Genomic DNA, 16,966 nt, shown 5'->3' with positions numbered 1-16,966 from the left:
CGAGCTGTGTGCCTTTAGGGGCGCGGGGAACTGCGCGACCAGCCACAACCGGCCCGCACCCGAAAACTAAACGTATCGCTCCAAAATGGAAGACTCGGCAAGCCGCGAGAGCCCCTCCCGCACACTACGAGCCCGAGCCTCCCCCACCCCGTCAACAGCCTGCAGATCATCCACACTGGCAGCGAGCAACTTCTGCAGCCCACCGAAGTGCTCCACCAGCCGATCGATGATCGCCCCCGGCAGCCGAGGAACCTTCGCCAGCAACCGGAACCCGCGGGGCGAAACCGCCGAGTCCAGCGACTCGGGAGACGCGGTGTACCCCATCCCCCGCGCCACCGTGCCCAGTTCGAGCAACTCCGCATGGCTCAGCGCGTCCAGCTCGAACAACGCCTCCTCCACGGTCCGCGACCGCTTCGCCGTCGGCTCGGGCACGTAATCCCGGACGACCAGCTCACGATCGGGCTCGACCCCCGCGATCAGCTCCTCCAGCTGAAGCGCCAGCAGCCGCCCGTCCGTGCCCAGCTCGACCACGTACTCCGCGATCTCGGTGGCGATACGCCGGACCATCTCCAGGCGCTGCGCGACCGCGGAGACGTCCCGGACCGTCACCAGGTCCTCGATCTCCAGCGCCGACAGCGTGCCCGCGACCTCGTCCAGGCGGAGCTTGTACCGCTCCAGCGTGGCCAGCGCCTGGTTCGCGCGGGACAGGATCGCCGCCGAGTCCTCCAGGACCCGGCGCTGACCGTCGACGTACAGCGCGATCAGCCGCATCGACTGGGACACCGAGACCACGGGGAAGCCGACCTGCTTGGAGACGCGGTCGGCGGTGCGGTGCCGGGTGCCGGTCTCCTCGGTGGGGATCGTGGGGTCCGGGACCAGCTGGACACCGGCGCGCAGGATCTTCGAGAGGTCCGAGGAGAGCACGATGCCGCCGTCGAGCTTGCACAGCTCGCGCAGCCGGGTCGCGGTGAACTCCACGTCCAGCACGAAACCGCCGGTGCACATCGCCTCGACCGTCTTGTCCCAGCCGAGCAGGATCAGGCCGCCGGTGTTGCCGCGCAGGACCCGCTCCAGACCGTCGCGCAGGGGTGTGCCCGGAGCCACGGCGCTCAGCGAGGCGCGCATCAGGCCATCGGTACCGGCACTCCCACCGGACTTTCCGGGAGCTGCTGCCCGGTCGTTGGCTGCCACTGCACTCCTCCGGTCGCAGGTTCTGACGCGCTTCCGTCACGGCACGCGTTTCGCACGGACGGGCGAGACCTGCGCAAAGTCTACCGGCGGTCCTCCGTCTCCCGCGGGGCCTCTCGGCGACGGGAGCGGGGCAGCACCCGCAGCGCGTCGCCCATGTCGGCGACCTCCACGACCTTCATCCCGGCCGGGACCTTGCCCGGATCACTCGGTACGAGCGCGTGCGTGAAGCCCAGCCGGGCCGCCTCCGCGAGCCTGCGCTGCACGCCTGTGACGCGTCTGACCTCGCCCGCGAGACCCACCTCACCGATGGCGACCAGGTTGTTCGGCAGCGGGGTGTCGCTGGCCGCCGAGGCGAGCGCCAGCGCGATGGCCAGGTCGGCCGCGGGCTCCGACAGCTTCACCCCGCCCACGGTCGCGGAGTAGATGTCCCGCTTGCCGAGCGCGCTGATCCGGCCGCGCTGCTCCAGCACCGCCAGCATCATCGAGACCCGGGAGGTCTCCAGGCCCGAGGTGGTGCGGCGGGGCGAGGGGATCTGGGAGTCCACGGTGAGCGCCTGCACCTCGGCCACCAGCGGGCGGCGCCCCTCCAGGGTCACGGTCAGACAGGTGCCGGGCACCGGCTCGGCGCGCCGGGTGAGGAAGAGGCCGCTGGGGTCGGCGAGGCCGGTGATGCCCTCGTCGTGCAGCTCGAAGCAGCCGACCTCGTCCGTCGCCCCGTACCGGTTCTTCATGCCGCGGACCAGGCGCAGCCGGGCGTGCCGGTCGCCCTCGAAGTGCAGGACGACGTCGACCAGGTGCTCCAGCAGGCGGGGGCCCGCGATGGCGCCGTCCTTGGTGACATGGCCGACCAGCAGGGTGGCCATGCCGCGCTCCTTGGAGGCGCGGATCAGGGCACCGGCCACCTCGCGGACCTGGGCCATGCCGCCGGGGGCGCCGTCGATCTCGGGGGAGGCGACCGTCTGCACCGAGTCCAGGATCAGCAGGGAGGGCTTGACCGCGTCCAAGTGGCCGAGGACGGCGGCCAGATCGGTCTCGGCGGCGAGATAGAGGTGCTCGTCGAGGGCGCCGATGCGGTCGGCGCGCAGCCGGACCTGGCTCGCCGACTCCTCGCCGGTCACATAGAGCGTGGGGTGCTCCTCGCTCGCCGACTTCGCCGCCACGTCGAGGAGCAGCGTGGACTTGCCGACGCCCGGCTCGCCCGCGAGCAGCACCACGGCGCCGGGTACGAGTCCGCCGCCGAGCACCCGGTCCAGCTCCGGGACGCCGGTGCCGCGGGCGGTGGCCCGGCGGACGTCGACCTGGCCGATGGGCAGGGCGGAGCTGGTGACGCGGCCCGGCGCGGTCGTACGGACCGCGGGCGTGCCGTACTCCTCGACCGTGCCCCACGCCTGGCACTCGGGGCAGCGGCCGAGCCACTTGGCCGCCTGCCAGCCGCACTCGGTGCAGCGGTAGGACGGACGCTCCTTGGCGGACTTGGTACGGGTGGCCATGCGGAAACCGTAGCCCCCGCCACTGACAACGCCCGCCGGACCGCCCGGACGGCGCGCGCTCGGGGGCGCACGCCGGAGTATCGGGGCGCACGGGGAGGCGCCGGTTCCGGATGCCGTCCACTGGGTTCGCGCCCGCTTCCCGGAGGCCGGTGTCCCCTTATGAGGGATCGTTTCACCCGTACGGATTAAAAGTGCTCAAGGTGCAAGAAGGGGCACTCCACCGACGCCTACGGTCGCACGGGTGATGAGCAGCACTCCGGACACCACGACCCGCACCACCGGCGCACACCGGGCGCAACGGGCGCACCGGGAGGCGCGCGACCGATCCGCGGCGCGGAACATCGCCCAGCGGGCGTCGACGCGCCACGAGGCGTATCTGGACGGCCTGTTCACCTACTGCCTGTCGGTGCTCTGCGACCACGACGCGGCCACCGCCGCCCTGGGCGAGGTCCTCGTCATCGCCGAACGGCGCGGCCGCCGCGACCCGCAGACCCCCGGCGACCGCCGCGCCTGGCTGTACGCCCTGGCCCGCTGGGCCTGTCTGCGCGGCCTCGCCCAGGCCCGCCGCACCCGCCAGGCCACCCACGCCGCGGGCCGCTCCGCCCCCGGCACCCCGGCGCCCGAATCCGCGCCGCCTGCCGAGGTGCGGGAGCTGCGCCGCCGCGAACTCGCCCTGCTGGCCTGGCCGGAGGCGGCCGGGACCACCCCCGAGCAGCGCGAGGCGCTGGAACTGGCCGTCCGGCACAAGCTGGCCGCCCCCGAGGTCGCCGCCGTACTCGGCCTGGAGCCCGCCGCCGCCCGCGAACTGCTGGCCTCCGCCGCCTGCGAGGTCGAACGCACCCGCGCCGCGCTCGCCGTGGTGGAGACCGGGGGCTGCCCGAGCGTGGCCCACCTCACCGGCGACAGCCAGCTGATGCTGAGCGCGGCCCTGCGCCGCGAGCTGGTCCGGCATGTCGACGACTGCCCGCGCTGCCGCCGTACCGCCGAGCGCGCGGTCCCCGGCCGCTGGCCCGGCGCCGCGGTCACCCCCGCCGAGCTGCCCGTCCTCCCGGCGCCCCGCACCGCCCTGCACACCGCGCTCGCGCACCAGCCGCGCGCCCGGTCCGCCGCCGTGCCGCGGTTCAACCGGCGCGGCTTCCCGATGGACCCCAAGGACCGCGCGGCCCGCCGCGACAAGCTCCGCGCGCGTGCCGTCACCACGACCGTCGTCGCCACCGTCGTCGCCGCCCCGGTGCTCGCCCTGTGGGCCGCCTACCGGGGCGCGCCCGCGATCGGCGGGGACGACAGCCCCGCCACCGCCCGCGAGGCGGACGGCCCCGGCGCGCTCGGCGGCGACCCGGCGGGCGGCTACCAGAACGCGGGCAACGCCGACGTGCGGCCCGGCATCCGCCACTCCGAGGACGGCAAGCCGGACGTCTCGGTGGAGGTCGTCAGCGTGGGCGGCGCCGGGGAGAAGGGCGCCGCACAGCTCGCGGTCACCGCCGCACACCACGGCGACACCACGCTGATCACCCTCAGGGCCTCCGGCGACGCCCCGGTGCGCTGGTCCGCCACCACCTCCGCGCCCTGGCTCTACCTCAGCCGGTCCGCAGGCACCCTCGACCCCGGCGACACGGTGACGGTCAAGGTGTACGTCGACCATCTGCGCGAGCCCTCGGGCCGCTGGCGGGCCCGCGTGGCCATCGCCCCGGCGGGCTCCGTCGTCACCATCGACGGGTACGGACCGGTCCCCGAGCCCTCCCACCCGCAGCCCAGTGCCCCGGACCCGACGACGCCGCCCGCGTCGCCTTCTTCCACACCGCCCAGCCACTCACCGCCGCCGTCCAGCGCCTCCCCGAGCCCGGACCCCGACCCGTCCGAGCCGTCCGACCCGCCCTCGTCCGACCCGCCGGAGTCGTCCCCGCCGCCCGGCGACGAGGACACCCCGAGTCCTACCGACAGCTAGTCCCGGCTCGGGTCCGCCGGGTGCGGGGCGACCAGCGGCAGCTGGGACGCCAGCCGCTGCTCGCATAGCTCGACCAGGCGGTCGTAGCCCGCCTTGCCCATCAGCTCGGTCAGCTCGGCCCGGTAGGAGACGTAGACCGGGTCGCCCGCGCCGTGCGCCGAGGTGGCCGAGGTGCACCACCAGTGCAGGTCGTGCCCGCCCGGACCCCAGCCGCGGCGGTCGTACTCGCCGATGGACACCTGGAGCACGCGCGTGTCGTCCGGGCGGTCGATCCAGTCGTAGGTCCGCCGGATCGGCAGCTGCCAGCACACGTCTGGCTTGGTCTCCAGCGGCTCCCGGCCCTCCTTGAGCGCCAGGATGTGCAGCGAGCAGCCCGCGCCGCCCTCGAAGCCGGGCCGGTTCTGGAAGATGCACGAGCCCTCGAAGGGACGCGTCTGCCGCGAGCCCTCCTCGTCCTCGGAGACCCAGCCGCCCTCCAGCCCCTCGTCGTGGTGCTGCCAGATGTCCGGGGTGAGCCGGGCCACGTGCTCCGCGACCCGCTTCTCGTCGTCCTCGTCGGAGAAGTGCGCGCCCAGCGTGCAGCAGCCGTCGGCCGCGCGCCCCGCCTGGATGCCCTGGCAGCCCTGGCCGAAGATGCAGGTCCAGCGGGAGGTCAGCCAGGTCAGGTCGCAGCGGAAGATCTGCTCGTCGTCGGCGGGGTCGGGGAACTCCACCCACGCGCGCGCGAAATCGAGGCCCTTCTCGTCGTCCTTGAGGGCCTTGTCGGCTTTGCGCGACTTGGTCGGCTTGTCAGGCTTGGCGGCCTTAGCCTTTTTCGTCTTTGGCACCCGTCCAGGGTAAGTCGCGACCGGGCCGTCCGGGCACCGCGGACAGGGGTTCTGGCAGTAGCGTTTCGTCCATGAGACTCGGTGTCCTCGACGTGGGCTCGAACACGGTGCATCTGCTGGTGGTGGACGCCCACCCCGGCGCCCGCCCGCTGCCCGCCCACTCCCACAAGGCCGACCTGCGGCTGGCCCAACTCCTCGACGGCAGCGGCGCGATCGGCGACGAGGGCATCGAAAGCCTCGTCGCCGTCGTACGGGACGCGCTCCAGGCCGCCGAGGACAAGGGCGTCGAGGACCTGCTGCCGTTCGCCACCTCCGCCGTGCGCGAGGCCCGCAACGCCGACGACGTCCTCGCGCGCGTGGCCGACGAGACCGGCGTCCGCCTCCAGGTGCTCAGCGGCGCCGAGGAGGCCCGGCTCACCTTCCTCGCCGTCCGCCGCTGGTTCGGCTGGTCCGCGGGCAAGCTGCTCGTCCTGGACATCGGCGGCGGCTCGCTGGAGATCGCCTACGGCATCGACGAGGAACCGGACGCGGCCGCCTCCCTACCGCTCGGCGCGGGCCGCCTCACCGCGGGCTGGCTGCGCCAGGACCCGCCGGACGCCGAGGAGGTACGCGCGCTGCGCCGCCACGCGCGCGCGGAGATCGCCCGCACCGTCGGCGAGTTCAGCCGCTTCGGCGCGCCCGACCACGTCGTCGCCACCTCCAAGACCTTCAAACAGCTGGCCCGGATCGCGGGCGCCGCGCGGGACGCCGACGGTCTTTACGTGCAACGCGAGCTGAAACGTGAATCGCTGGAGGCATGGGTGCCCCGGCTCGCCGCGATGACCGCGGCGCAGCGCGCCGAACTCCCCGGCGTCTCCGAGGGCCGGGCCGGGCAGATCCTCGCCGGGGCGCTGGTCGCCGAGGGCGCGATGGACCTGTTCGGCGTGGAGAGCCTGGAGATCTGCCCGTGGGCGCTGCGCGAGGGCGTCATCCTGCGGCGCCTGGACCACATGGGATCGGAGTGAGGGCGCCCCTGCGACGGCCCCTGCGATGGCGAAGCTCACACCGGCCCGGAGACACCCCTCGTCCCCCGCACCCCACCCCGTAAGGTGTCTCCGTGGCTGAACCAAGGGACGTAAAGGTCGCCCTGTCGACGGCCTCGGTCTACCCGGAGTCGACGGCGACGGCCTTCGAGATCGCCGCGCGCCTCGGCTACGACGGCGTCGAGGTCATGGTGTGGACCGACCCCGTCAGCCAGGACATCGAGGCCCTGCGCCGCCTCTCCGACCACCACGGCGTGCCCATCCTCGCCGTGCACGCGCCCTGCCTGCTGATCACCCAGCGGGTCTGGTCCACCGACCCCTGGACCAAGCTGCGCCGCGCCCAGTCGGCCGCCGAGAAGCTGGGCGCCTCCACCGTCGTCGTCCACCCGCCCTTTCGCTGGCAGCGGCAGTACGCCCGCGAGTTCGTCGACGGCATCTGGCGCATGGCCGACGAGACCGACGTCCGGTTCGCCGTCGAGAACATGTACCCCTGGCGCTACCGCGACCGCGAGATGCTCGCCTACGCCCCCGAGTGGGACGTCACCAAGGACGACTACCGGCACTTCACGATCGACCTCAGCCACACCGCGACCGCCCGCACCGACGCCCTCGGCATGATCGACCGGATGGGCGACCGGCTCGGCCACGTCCACCTCGCCGACGGCCGCGGCTCCGCCAAGGACGAGCACCTCGTTCCCGGCCGCGGCACCCAGCCCTGCGCCGAACTGCTGGACCGCCTCACCCGCAGCGACTTCGACGGCCATGTCGTCATCGAGGTCAACACCCGGCGGGCCATGTCCAGCGCCGAACGCGAGGCCGACCTCGCCGAGGCCCTCGCCTTCACCCGCCACCACCTCGCGGCGGGCGCCGGGGTGCCCCGGCCGTGACCGAGCCCACCCCCCGGCGCCGGGGACGGCCCCCGCGCGCCGAGTCCGCCGACACCCGCGACCGCATCCTCGGCGCCGCCCGCGAGGAGTTCTCCGAACGCGGCTACGAGAAGACCTCCGTACGCGGCATCGCCAAGGCCGCCGGGGTCGACTCCGCCCTCGTCCACCACTACTTCGGCACCAAGGAACAGGTCTTCGAGGCCGCCGTCTCGGTCGCCTTCGCACCCGCCCTCGCCGCGCCGGACGCGATCGCCGAGGGCCCGCTGGACACCGTGGGGGAGCGGCTGACCCGGTTCGTGCTGGGCGTGTGGGAGAACCCCGCCACCCGCACCCCGCTGCTCGCCATCGTCCGCTCCGCCGTCAACAACGACACCGCCGCCGCCGTCTTCCGCCGTCTGATCGCCGCCCAGCTGCTGCGCCGCATCGCCGGGCGCCTCGACGTGCCGGACGCCGAGCTGCGCGTCGAGCTGGCCGCCGCGCAGCTGGTCGGCACCGCCATGCTGCGCTACGTGATCAAGGTGGAGCCGCTGGCCTCGGCCGACCTGGAGCGGATCGTGGCCCGGCTGGCACCGGTGGTGCAGGGACACCTCACGGGGGAGTGAATTTCCGGCTCCCCGGGTGCGCCGCCGCAAGACGGTCGTCCCGCATTCCGGACAGTTCGTCCCGCCCCGTGGATGACCGGCGTACGCTCGGCAACAGTCAGAAGCCTGTCTGACCCCGTCTTCTCAGAAGGAGCGAGCGACGATGCCCGAGCTGAGGTCCCGCACAGTCACCCACGGCCGCAACATGGCGGGCGCCCGCGCCCTTATGCGCGCCTCGGGTGTACCCGGCGCGGACATCGGCCGCAAGCCCGTCATCGCGGTCGCCAACTCCTTCACCGAGTTCGTCCCCGGCCACACCCACCTCCAGCCGGTCGGCCGCATCGTCAGCGAGGCGATCCGGGAGGCGGGCGGCATCCCGCGCGAGTTCAACACCATCGCCGTGGACGACGGCATCGCCATGGGCCACGGCGGCATGCTCTACTCCCTGCCCTCCCGCGACCTGATCGCGGACTCCGTGGAGTACATGGTCGAGGCCCACTGCGCCGACGCCCTGGTCTGCATCTCCAACTGCGACAAGATCACGCCGGGCATGCTGATGGCCGCGCTGCGCCTGAACATCCCGACCGTCTTCGTCTCCGGCGGGCCCATGGAGTCCGGCCGCGCCACCCTGGTCGACGGCACCGTGCGCACGCTGGACCTGGTCGACGCGATCTCCGACGCCGTCAACGACAAGATCTCCGACGAGGACATCCTCCGCATCGAGGAGAACGCCTGCCCCACCTGCGGCAGCTGTTCCGGCATGTTCACCGCCAACTCGATGAACTGCCTGACCGAGGCCATGGGCCTCTCCCTCCCCGGCAACGGCTCCGTCCTCGCCACCCACACCGCCCGCCGCGCCCTGTACGAGAACGCGGCCCGCACGGTCATGGACATCACCCGCCGCTACTACGAGCAGGACGACGACACCGTCCTGCCCCGCTCCGTCGCCTCCTTCGCGGCTTTCGAGAACGCCATGGCGCTGGACATCGCCATGGGCGGCTCCACCAACACGATCCTGCACCTGTTGGCCGCCGCCCAGGAGGCGGGCGTCCCGTTCGGCCTGCCCGAGATCGACGCCGTCTCCCGCCGCGTCCCCTGCCTGGCCAAGGTCGCGCCCAACGTGGCGAAGGACCGTACCTACTACATGGAGGACGTGCACCGCGCCGGCGGCATCCCCGCCCTCCTCGGCGAACTGCACCGCGCCGGGCTCCTCAACGAGGACGTGACGTCCGTCCACAGCCCGTCCCTGGCCGACTGGCTCAAGACCTGGGACGTGCGCGGCGGTTCCCCGTCCGCCGAGGCCGTCGAGCTGTGGCACGCGGCCCCCGGCTGCGTCCGCTCCGCCGAAGCCTTCTCCCAGTCCGAGCGCTGGGCCTCCCTCGACGACGACGCCGAGGGCGGCTGCATCCGCTCCGCCGAGCACGCCTACTCCAAGGACGGCGGCCTCGCCGTCCTCAAGGGCAACCTCGCCGTCGACGGCTGCGTGGTGAAGACCGCGGGCGTCGACGAGTCGGTGTGGACCTTCGAGGGCCCGGCCGTGGTCTGCGAGTCCCAGGAGGAGGCCGTCCAGCGCATCCTGACCCAGGAGGTCAAGGACGGCGACGTGGTCGTCATCCGCTACGAGGGCCCCAAGGGCGGCCCCGGCATGCAGGAGATGCTCTACCCGACCTCGTACCTCAAGGGCCGCGGCCTCGGGAAGACCTGCGCCCTGATCACCGACGGCCGCTTCTCCGGCGGCACCTCCGGCCTCTCCATCGGCCACGCCTCCCCGGAAGCAGCCTCCGGCGGCACCATCGCCCTGGTCCAGGACGGCGACCGCATCCGCATCGACATCCCGAACCGCACCATCGAACTCCTGGTGGACGACGCCGAACTCGCCCGCCGCGACAACGCACTGAACGGCGTCTACGCCCCCGCCAACCGCACCCGCAAGGTCTCCACCGCCCTGCGCGCCTACGCGGCCATGGCCACCAGCGCCGACAAGGGCGCCGTCCGCGACGTGACCCTCCTGGGCTGACGCCTCAGGGCCTTCCGGCGGCCGATGAGCGCACCGCTCACCAGGCCGCCGGATCACCCGCGTCCACCGCGAACACCGAACCGTCCGGCGCCCCCGCGTACACATGGCCCAGCGCGAGCACCGGCGCGGGCAGGCCCGTGGCCAGCCGGTCCGTCCGCGCGCCGAGCCGGGGGCGGGTCTGGCCCGCGAGGGTGCCCCGGCGGGCGTCCACCGCCAGCAGACGGCCGTCGGCGGCCGTGAAGTACACCCGCCGCCCGTCCGTCACCGGGGCCGAGCCCTGGCTCACCGTCGTCTCCAGGTGCCACAACGGCTTGCCCGCGGCCGGGGCCACCGCGTCCAGACCACCATTGGCCGCGAACAGATACACCACGCCGTCCCGCACGGTGGCCCGTACGTCCGGACCCGGACTCGGCAGCGGAACCCGGCGCGTCCCGCCCGACTTCACCGCGTACCGCACCACCGCCGTGGTGTACCCGTACTCCGGATCGGTCTCGAGGAAATACACGAACCCGCCCTCCGCGCCCACCGGTTCGAGCACCCCGGACATCCGCTCGCTCCATCGCGCCGCCCCCGAACCGGGATCGAACGCCGTGACCCTCGTACTCCGCGTGTCCACCGACGTCACCGTCGCGTACCCGGCGTACCCGGACCCGGCCCCGAAGACATCGACGCGCGGCCGGACCCGGTCCGGCAACGGCAACCGCCACCTCTCCCGCCCCGAGTCGCTGTCCGCACCCGTGACCACCCCGTCCGCACGCGTCGTCAGCAGCGTGTCCCCCGCGTACCGCGTCCCGGTGTCCCCGGGCAGCTCCCGCTCCCCGCGCGTCCGCCCCGTGCCCGGATCGAGGGCCGTCAACCGACCACTCTGATCCCGCAGCCGCAGCAACCCGCCTGCCAGCGTGGGCGGTTGGCTCCACCGAGCCCCCGCGAACGCCCGCCGCCACACCACGGAACCCTCCACCGGGTCCAGCGCGAACACCGCCCCGTTCGCGGCGCACAGCAGCCTGCCCGCGCCGAGCACGCACCGGGGAGCACCGGCCACCCCGGCCACCGGCTTCGACCGCCACCCGCCGAACCCGGCCGCCGTCACCGCCGGAGCCGCCTGCGGTCGAGCATCCTGCCCCGGACCGGACCCGGCCCACTGCACCGCGGCCACCACCCCGCCCACGGCCAGCACCGACGCCGTCGCCGCCAGCACCGCCCGCCGTCCACGCCACCGACGCCGCACCGGCGCCACGACGACCGGGCCCTCCGCCACGGAAGCCTCGCCCCCGTCCGCCGCACCCCCGTCCGCCACGCCCTCCCGCTGCGCCGGTATGAACGCCTGCGTGTCGTACGACGCCGCGACCGAACGCAGCGCCAGCATCAGCTCGTCCGGCGTCGGCCGGTCCTCGGGCTCCTTGGCCAGACACCGCCGCACCAGCGGCGTGAGACTCTCCGGCACCCCGGCCAACTCCGGCTCGTCGTGCACCACCTGGTACGCCACGACATAGGGGCTGTCCGAGTCGAACGGCCCCCGCCCGGTCGCCGCGTGCACGATCACCGACCCGAGCGCGAACACGTCCGCCGCCGGACCCACCTCCCGGGGCCGCCGGAACTGCTCCGGCGCCATGAACGGTGGAGTGCCGATCAACTTCCCTGTCTCGGTGCGCAGTTCGCTGTCCTTCGGCCGGGAGATCCCGAAGTCGATCACCTTCGGCCCGTCGTCGGCCAGCAGCACGTTCCCCGGCTTGAGATCCCGGTGCACCACACCGACCCGGTGGATGTCCCTGAGCGCCTCGGCGAGCCCCGCCATCAGCCGCCTTACCTGCGCGGGCTCCATCGGCCCGTTCCGCTTCACCTCCTGGGACAAGGTCGGACCGGGGATGAACAGCGTCGCCATCCACGGCCGGTCCGCCTCCGGGTCCGCGTCCACCACCGGCGCGGTGAACGCACCGCTCACCCGCCGCGCGGCCGCCACCTCCTGCCGGAACCGCCCCCTGAACTCGGGGTCCCGCGCGAACTCCGCGTGCACCACCTTCACCGCCACCCGCATCCCGGAGGCGCTGCGGGCCAGATGCACCACACCCATCCCGCCGGAACCGAGCCGCGACTCCAGCCGGTAGTGACCCGCGTACTCCGGAAGTTCCGCTTCCGCGCCGGCTCCGGTGCTGTGCCGTGGCGCCATGGACCACCCCCGTGCTCTTCGGCCGCGCGCGCGACGCAGGGGAGCCTATTCGATTGCCCGTACGACACCGAGGCGGCTTGCTAACCTCCGCCTGCGAGTCACGCGCAGCCGTGGCCCGCCCGCCCGTCCGGCACCCGTCCGCGATGCCCGACGAGCGGTGTCACCACCCCGTGGCGGTCACGGGGTGTCACGGGGGAGGTATCTCATGTCCGACGACCACGCGCTCACGACCTTGGCCGAGCCCACGGCCGCCGCCGCGCCCCGCTTCCCGATTGCGCCAGGCGCCGCCCTGAACGTCCGCAGCGGCCCCGGCACCGGCTACGGCATCATCCGCGTGCTGCCCGCGGGCTCCAGCGTCACCATCTACTGCCAGACGCCCGGCACCACCGTGACCGGCCCGTACGGCACCTCGAAGATCTGGGACAACATCGGCGCCGACGAGTTCGTCTCGGACGCCTATGTGCACACCGGCAGCGACGGCTACATCGCCGTCCGCTGCGCCTGACGCCCCGGCCCGGAGCCCGTCGGCCGCCGGAGCCATAATCGACGCGTGAGCGACGAGACCGGCACCAACGCGATCCCGGCGGGCTCCACGGGCGGCGGCCCCCGCCCCGAACCCCTCCGCTTCTTCGGCACGTCCTGGGTGGACCGCACCGGCGGCTACGCGGCCCGCCGCGCGGCCGTCGCCATCGGCGCCCTCGCCGCGGCCGCCATCTCCTGCCTGATCCTGCGCCTCGCCTACCAGGGCCTCCAGATCGCCGGTACCGGTTCCTACGTGACCGTCCTGGTCATCGCGATGTTCGCGGTGTGCAGCGCGCTCGCCTTCCGCAACACCTGGGACAACTTCGGCCGCCGCCCCGATCCCGAGCGCCAGGCCCGCCTGCGCGGCCTGCTCGCCATCGGCTTCGTCGGCACCCTGCTCGCCTGGTCCGCCCGCTCCCTGACGGAGGCGCCGGGCGAGAAGCTGCACCGCACCGAGTACGACACCGCCCGCGCGGAGTACGAGCGCACCCACTCCCGGCGCACGGGCAACCCCGCGAAGGCGGCTCGCAAGAAGCGCTGAGGCCGACCGCGACGGCGATACCGAGGGCTCCGGCACGAAACCCCTGTCCCCAACTGCCCCCTGCCGCGCAGCATGGTCGGCATGACCGCACCCGAGGCTCCCACCGAGCCGACCACCAGCGCCCGCGCCCACTCCTTCAACGCGGCCGCGGCCCAGTACGCCGAGAACCGCCCCTCCTATCCGCCCGCACTCTTCGACACCATCGAGGAACTCGCCGGGCGCCCACTCGCCGGTACCCGGGCCGTGGACGTGGGTGCGGGCACCGGTATCGCCAGCGCGCTGCTGCACGAGCGGGGCGCCGAGGTGCTCGCCGTCGAGCCCGGCGCGGGCATGGCCGCCGAGTTCCGCCGCAGGAACCCGCACCTCGCGCTGGTCCAGGGCAGCGGCGACGCCCTTCCCGTGGCCGACGCCCACGCCGACCTCGTCACCTACGCCCAGGCGTGGCACTGGACCGACCCGGCCCGCTCGGTGCCGGAGGCGCTGCGCGTGCTGCGGCCCGGCGGCGCGCTCGCGCTGTGGTGGAACACCGAGGCCACGGACGTCGACTGGATCGCCGCGGCCGCCGCGCGCATCGCCCGCTTCCTCGGCCTGCCCGTGCACACCGAGAAGCGCGAGGCCGCCTACCACGCCGCCGCCGCTGATCCCAGCGACCGGCTCCACTTCACCCGCCGTTCGGTGCGCTGGAGCCGCCGCGTGCCGCTCGACACCCATCTGGCCAACATCGGCAGTCATTCCGCTTTCCTCCTCGCCCCCGAGCCCGCCCGGACCGACTTCTTCGACGCCGAGCGAGCCCACCTGATCAAGGTCTTCCCCGACGGCCTGGTCGAGGAGACGTACGAAGTGGTTCTGCTCGTCGCCACCACCCCGGAACCCCCGACCCGCCCCTGACCAGCCCCGGAGCCGACCCTGACCCGCCCCTGAGCCGAAACGGCCCGACCCTGACACGGCCCGTTGACGGCACCCCTTGACGGCACTCCGGCTCGGGCACATTATTCATCACGTGATGAATAATGTGCCCGAGCCACCCCAGCCGACGGCACCCGACGCCGTCCGCGCCGCCGGCCTCACCGTCGTACGCGGCACCCGCACCGTCCTGAACGACCTCCGCTTCACCGTCCCCCGAGGCCGCGTCACCGGCCTGCTCGGCCCCTCCGGCTGCGGCAAATCCACCCTGATCCGCTCCATCACCGGCACCCAGGCCAAGGTCACCGGCACCCTCGAAGTCCTCGGCAGCCCCGCCGGTCACCCCACCCTGCGCAGCCGCATCGGCTACGTCACCCAGGCCCCCTCGGTCTACGACGACCTCACCGTCGAGCAGAACCTCGACTACTTCGCCGCGATCCTCGACCCGGGCCGCGCCGCCGCCGACCGCCGCCGCGAACACGTCACCCGCGCCATTGCCGACGTCGACCTCACCACCCACGCCGACGCCCTCGCGGGCAACCTCTCCGGCGGACAGCGCAGCCGCGTCTCCCTCGCCGTCGCCCTCCTCGGCACCCCCGACCTGCTCGTCCTGGACGAACCGACCGTCGGCCTCGACCCCGTCCTCCGCCGCGACCTGTGGAACCTCTTCCACGACCTCGCCGAGCGCGGCACCACCCTCCTCGTCTCCTCCCACGTCATGGACGAGGCCGAGCGCTGCCACCGCCTCCTCCTCATGCGCGAAGGACGCGTCCTCGCCGACGACACCCCCGAGAACCTGCGCACCCGCACCGCCACCGACACCGTGGAGGCCGCCTTCCTGCGCCTCGTCGACGAAGCGGACGACCGCACCAAGGAGCCGACCCGATGAGCACGACGACCCCGGCCGCCCCCACCGCCGCGTTCAGCACCGCCCGCACCACCGCCACCGCGGCCCGCGTCCTGCGCCAGCTCCGCCACGACCCGAGGACCATCGCCCTGATGCTCCTCGTCCCCTGCCTGATGCTCGTCCTGCTGCGCTACGTCTTCGACGCCAGCCCGCGCACCTTCGACGACATCGGCGCCTCCCTGCTCGGCATCTTCCCGCTGATCACGATGTTCCTGGTGACCTCCATCGCCACCCTGCGCGAACGCACCTCCGGCACCCTCGAACGCCTCCTCGCCATGCCCCTGGGCAAGGCCGACCTCATCGCCGGATACGCGCTCGCCTTCGGCACCGTGGCCGTCGTCCAGTCCGCCCTCGCCACCGGCCTCGCCGTCTGGCTCCTCGGCCTGGACGTCACCGGCTCACCCTGGCTGCTCCTGCTGGTCGCCCTCCTGGACGCCCTGCTCGGCACCGCTCTCGGCCTCTTCGTCTCGGCCTTCGCCGCGTCGGAGTTCCAGGCGGTCCAGTTCATGCCGGCGGTGATCTTCCCCCAGTTCCTCCTGTGCGGCCTCTTCACGCCCCGCGCGGACATGCACCCGCTATTGGAGGCCGTTTCCGACGTACTGCCCATGTCCTACGCCGTCGACGGCATGAACGAGGTCCTCCACCACACCGACCTGACCTCGGCCTTCGTCAGGGACGTACTGGTCGTCGCCGGATGCGCGCTCCTGGTGCTCGCCCTCGGCGCGGCCACCCTGCGCCGCCGCACCGACTGAAGCCGCGTCCGCCCACCGGACAATCCCCCCACCCGCCGTATCGCCGGTGCGAGGATGAACCGCATGAGCCAGAAAGTCGCAGTCCTCGGCACCGGCAAGATCGGCGAAGCCCTGCTCAGCGGAATGATCCGGGGCGGCTGGGCGCCCGCCGACCTCATGGTCACCGCCCGCCGCCCGGAACGCGCCGAGGAGCTCCGCGCCCGGCACGGAGTCACTCCGGTCAGCAACACCGAGGCCGCCAAGGCCGCGGACACCCTGATCCTCACGGTCAAGCCGCAGGACATGGGCGCCCTGCTCGACGAACTCGCCCCGCACGTCCCCGCCGACCGCCTGATCATCAGCGGCGCCGCGGGCATCCCCACCTCGTTCTTCGAGGAGCGTCTCGCCGAGGGCACCCCGGTCGTCCGCGTCATGACGAACACACCGGCCCTGGTCGACGAGGCCATGTCCGTCATCTCGCCGGGTAGCCACGCGACGGAGGAGCACGTCGCCACCGCCGAGGAGATCTTCGGCGCCGTGGGCCAGACCCTCCGCGTGCCCGAGGGCCAGCAGGACGCCTGCACCGCGCTCTCCGGATCGGGCCCGGCGTACTTCTTCTACCTGGTCGAGGCGATGACGGACGCGGGCATCCTGCTCGGCCTCCCCCGCGACAAGGCCCACGAGCTGATCGTCCAGTCCGCGATCGGCGCCGCCACGATGCTCCGCGACAGCGGCGAGCACCCGGTCAAGCTCCGCGAGAACGTCACCTCGCCCGCCGGTACGACCATCAACGCCATCCGCGAGCTGGAGAACCACGGGGTACGGGCCGCCCTCATCGCGGCACTGGAAGCGGCCCGCGACCGCAGCCGTGAGCTGGCCTCCGGCAAGAAGGACTGACCCCGCTCAAGATCTTCGCTGGAGGGGGTTGACACCCCCTCGCCAGCTGCGTAGTGTTCTCCGAGTTGTCCGACGTGAGCGCCGACTCCGGTCGGTCCCCGGACAGCCATCTCGCAAGACCATCTACTCATCGACACTCCGCTGTCGCATGCTCTGGTGCGCATTTGCGAAATGAGGAATCCGTGTTCGAAAGAACGCGGCCCCCGATTAGCTCGGGGGCCGGGAATCCGCTAAAGTCTCACTCGTCGGAACGGCCCAGCGGGCCGGGAAGACAACCCCCTCTGACTGGGAATCAGACGCCGAAAGGATCTGATAGAGTCGGAACCGCCGGAAAGGGA

The 16,966-nt window shown here is 73.1% G+C and carries 15 protein-coding genes; 11 read left to right on the top strand and 4 right to left on the bottom strand.

The features are described 5' to 3' along the window. Positions 1-66: 66 nt before the first annotated feature. Positions 67-1,191, bottom strand: a complete 1,125-nt coding sequence (gene disA / locus ACI2LY_RS22860; protein ID WP_389004412.1) for a DNA integrity scanning diadenylate cyclase DisA — start codon at positions 1,189-1,191, stop codon at positions 67-69. A gap of 80 nt (positions 1,192-1,271) precedes the next feature. After that, positions 1,272-2,681, bottom strand: a complete 1,410-nt coding sequence (gene radA / locus ACI2LY_RS22855; protein WP_404708798.1) for a DNA repair protein RadA — start codon at positions 2,679-2,681, stop codon at positions 1,272-1,274. Between the two features lie 241 nt (positions 2,682-2,922). Between radA and ACI2LY_RS22850 the strand changes: the two genes are divergently transcribed. After that, entirely contained in the window at positions 2,923-4,626 is a 1,704-nt protein-coding gene (locus ACI2LY_RS22850; RefSeq protein ID WP_404708797.1) for a hypothetical protein, read from the top strand. On the opposite strand, the gene ACI2LY_RS22845 is transcribed toward ACI2LY_RS22850, so the two are convergent. Beyond that, entirely contained in the window at positions 4,623-5,453 is an 831-nt protein-coding gene (locus ACI2LY_RS22845) for a hypothetical protein (RefSeq protein WP_393912979.1), read from the bottom strand. The two genes, ACI2LY_RS22850 and ACI2LY_RS22845, sit on opposite strands and share 4 nt — an antisense overlap. A gap of 71 nt (positions 5,454-5,524) precedes the next feature. Between ACI2LY_RS22845 and ACI2LY_RS22840 the strand changes: the two genes are divergently transcribed. From ACI2LY_RS22840 to ilvD, 4 genes are all read left to right on the top strand, one after another. After that, complete coding sequence (locus tag ACI2LY_RS22840) at positions 5,525-6,457, top strand: Ppx/GppA family phosphatase (RefSeq protein WP_404708796.1); 933 nt, start codon at positions 5,525-5,527, stop codon at positions 6,455-6,457. Between the two features lie 92 nt (positions 6,458-6,549). Continuing rightward, positions 6,550-7,362, top strand: a complete 813-nt coding sequence (locus ACI2LY_RS22835) for a sugar phosphate isomerase/epimerase family protein (protein WP_404708795.1) — start codon at positions 6,550-6,552, stop codon at positions 7,360-7,362. Then, entirely contained in the window at positions 7,359-7,964 is a 606-nt protein-coding gene (locus ACI2LY_RS22830) for a TetR family transcriptional regulator (protein ID WP_404708794.1), read from the top strand. Before ACI2LY_RS22835 ends, ACI2LY_RS22830 begins: the two co-directional genes overlap by 4 nt. 142 nt (positions 7,965-8,106) lie before the next feature. Further along, the gene (ilvD, locus tag ACI2LY_RS22825; protein ID WP_404708793.1) at positions 8,107-9,960 is read left to right on the top strand and encodes a dihydroxy-acid dehydratase; all 1,854 of its coding nucleotides are present in this window, start codon (positions 8,107-8,109) and stop codon (positions 9,958-9,960) included. A gap of 37 nt (positions 9,961-9,997) precedes the next feature. On the opposite strand, the gene ACI2LY_RS22820 is transcribed toward ilvD, so the two are convergent. Continuing rightward, positions 9,998-12,127, bottom strand: coding sequence for a PQQ-binding-like beta-propeller repeat protein (locus ACI2LY_RS22820; protein ID WP_404708792.1), 2,130 nt, complete (start codon positions 12,125-12,127; stop codon positions 9,998-10,000). 205 nt (positions 12,128-12,332) lie between these two features. On the opposite strand from ACI2LY_RS22820, the gene ACI2LY_RS22815 reads away from it, so the two are divergent. From ACI2LY_RS22815 to proC, 6 genes are all read left to right on the top strand, one after another. Further along, positions 12,333-12,632: an SH3 domain-containing protein gene (locus ACI2LY_RS22815; RefSeq protein WP_404708791.1), complete on the top strand. Its 300-nt coding sequence runs from the start codon at positions 12,333-12,335 to the stop codon at positions 12,630-12,632. Positions 12,633-12,677: 45 nt separating this feature from the next. After that, positions 12,678-13,190: an EamA/RhaT family transporter gene (locus tag ACI2LY_RS22810; protein ID WP_404708790.1), complete on the top strand. Its 513-nt coding sequence runs from the start codon at positions 12,678-12,680 to the stop codon at positions 13,188-13,190. A gap of 81 nt (positions 13,191-13,271) precedes the next feature. After that, entirely contained in the window at positions 13,272-14,078 is an 807-nt protein-coding gene (locus tag ACI2LY_RS22805; RefSeq protein WP_404708789.1) for a class I SAM-dependent methyltransferase, read from the top strand. Positions 14,079-14,193: 115 nt separating this feature from the next. Next, positions 14,194-14,982, top strand: coding sequence for an ABC transporter ATP-binding protein (locus tag ACI2LY_RS22800; protein ID WP_404708788.1), 789 nt, complete (start codon positions 14,194-14,196; stop codon positions 14,980-14,982). After that, positions 14,979-15,752: an ABC transporter permease gene (locus tag ACI2LY_RS22795; protein ID WP_404708787.1), complete on the top strand. Its 774-nt coding sequence runs from the start codon at positions 14,979-14,981 to the stop codon at positions 15,750-15,752. The genes ACI2LY_RS22800 and ACI2LY_RS22795 overlap by 4 nt, the downstream gene beginning before the upstream one ends. Before the next feature lie 63 nt (positions 15,753-15,815). After that, positions 15,816-16,628 carry a pyrroline-5-carboxylate reductase gene (proC, locus tag ACI2LY_RS22790; RefSeq protein ID WP_404708786.1) on the top strand — a complete coding sequence of 271 codons (813 nt, stop codon included), beginning with the start codon at positions 15,816-15,818 and terminating at the stop codon, positions 16,626-16,628. Positions 16,629-16,966 lie beyond the last annotated feature (338 nt).

It is taken from the genome of Streptomyces sp. NPDC002176 (assembly GCF_044903645.1).
Taxonomy (GTDB): domain Bacteria; phylum Actinomycetota; class Actinomycetes; order Streptomycetales; family Streptomycetaceae; genus Streptomyces.
The sequence above is the reverse complement of the archived record's forward strand: the minus strand, read 5'-3'. Positions and strand labels throughout refer to the sequence as shown.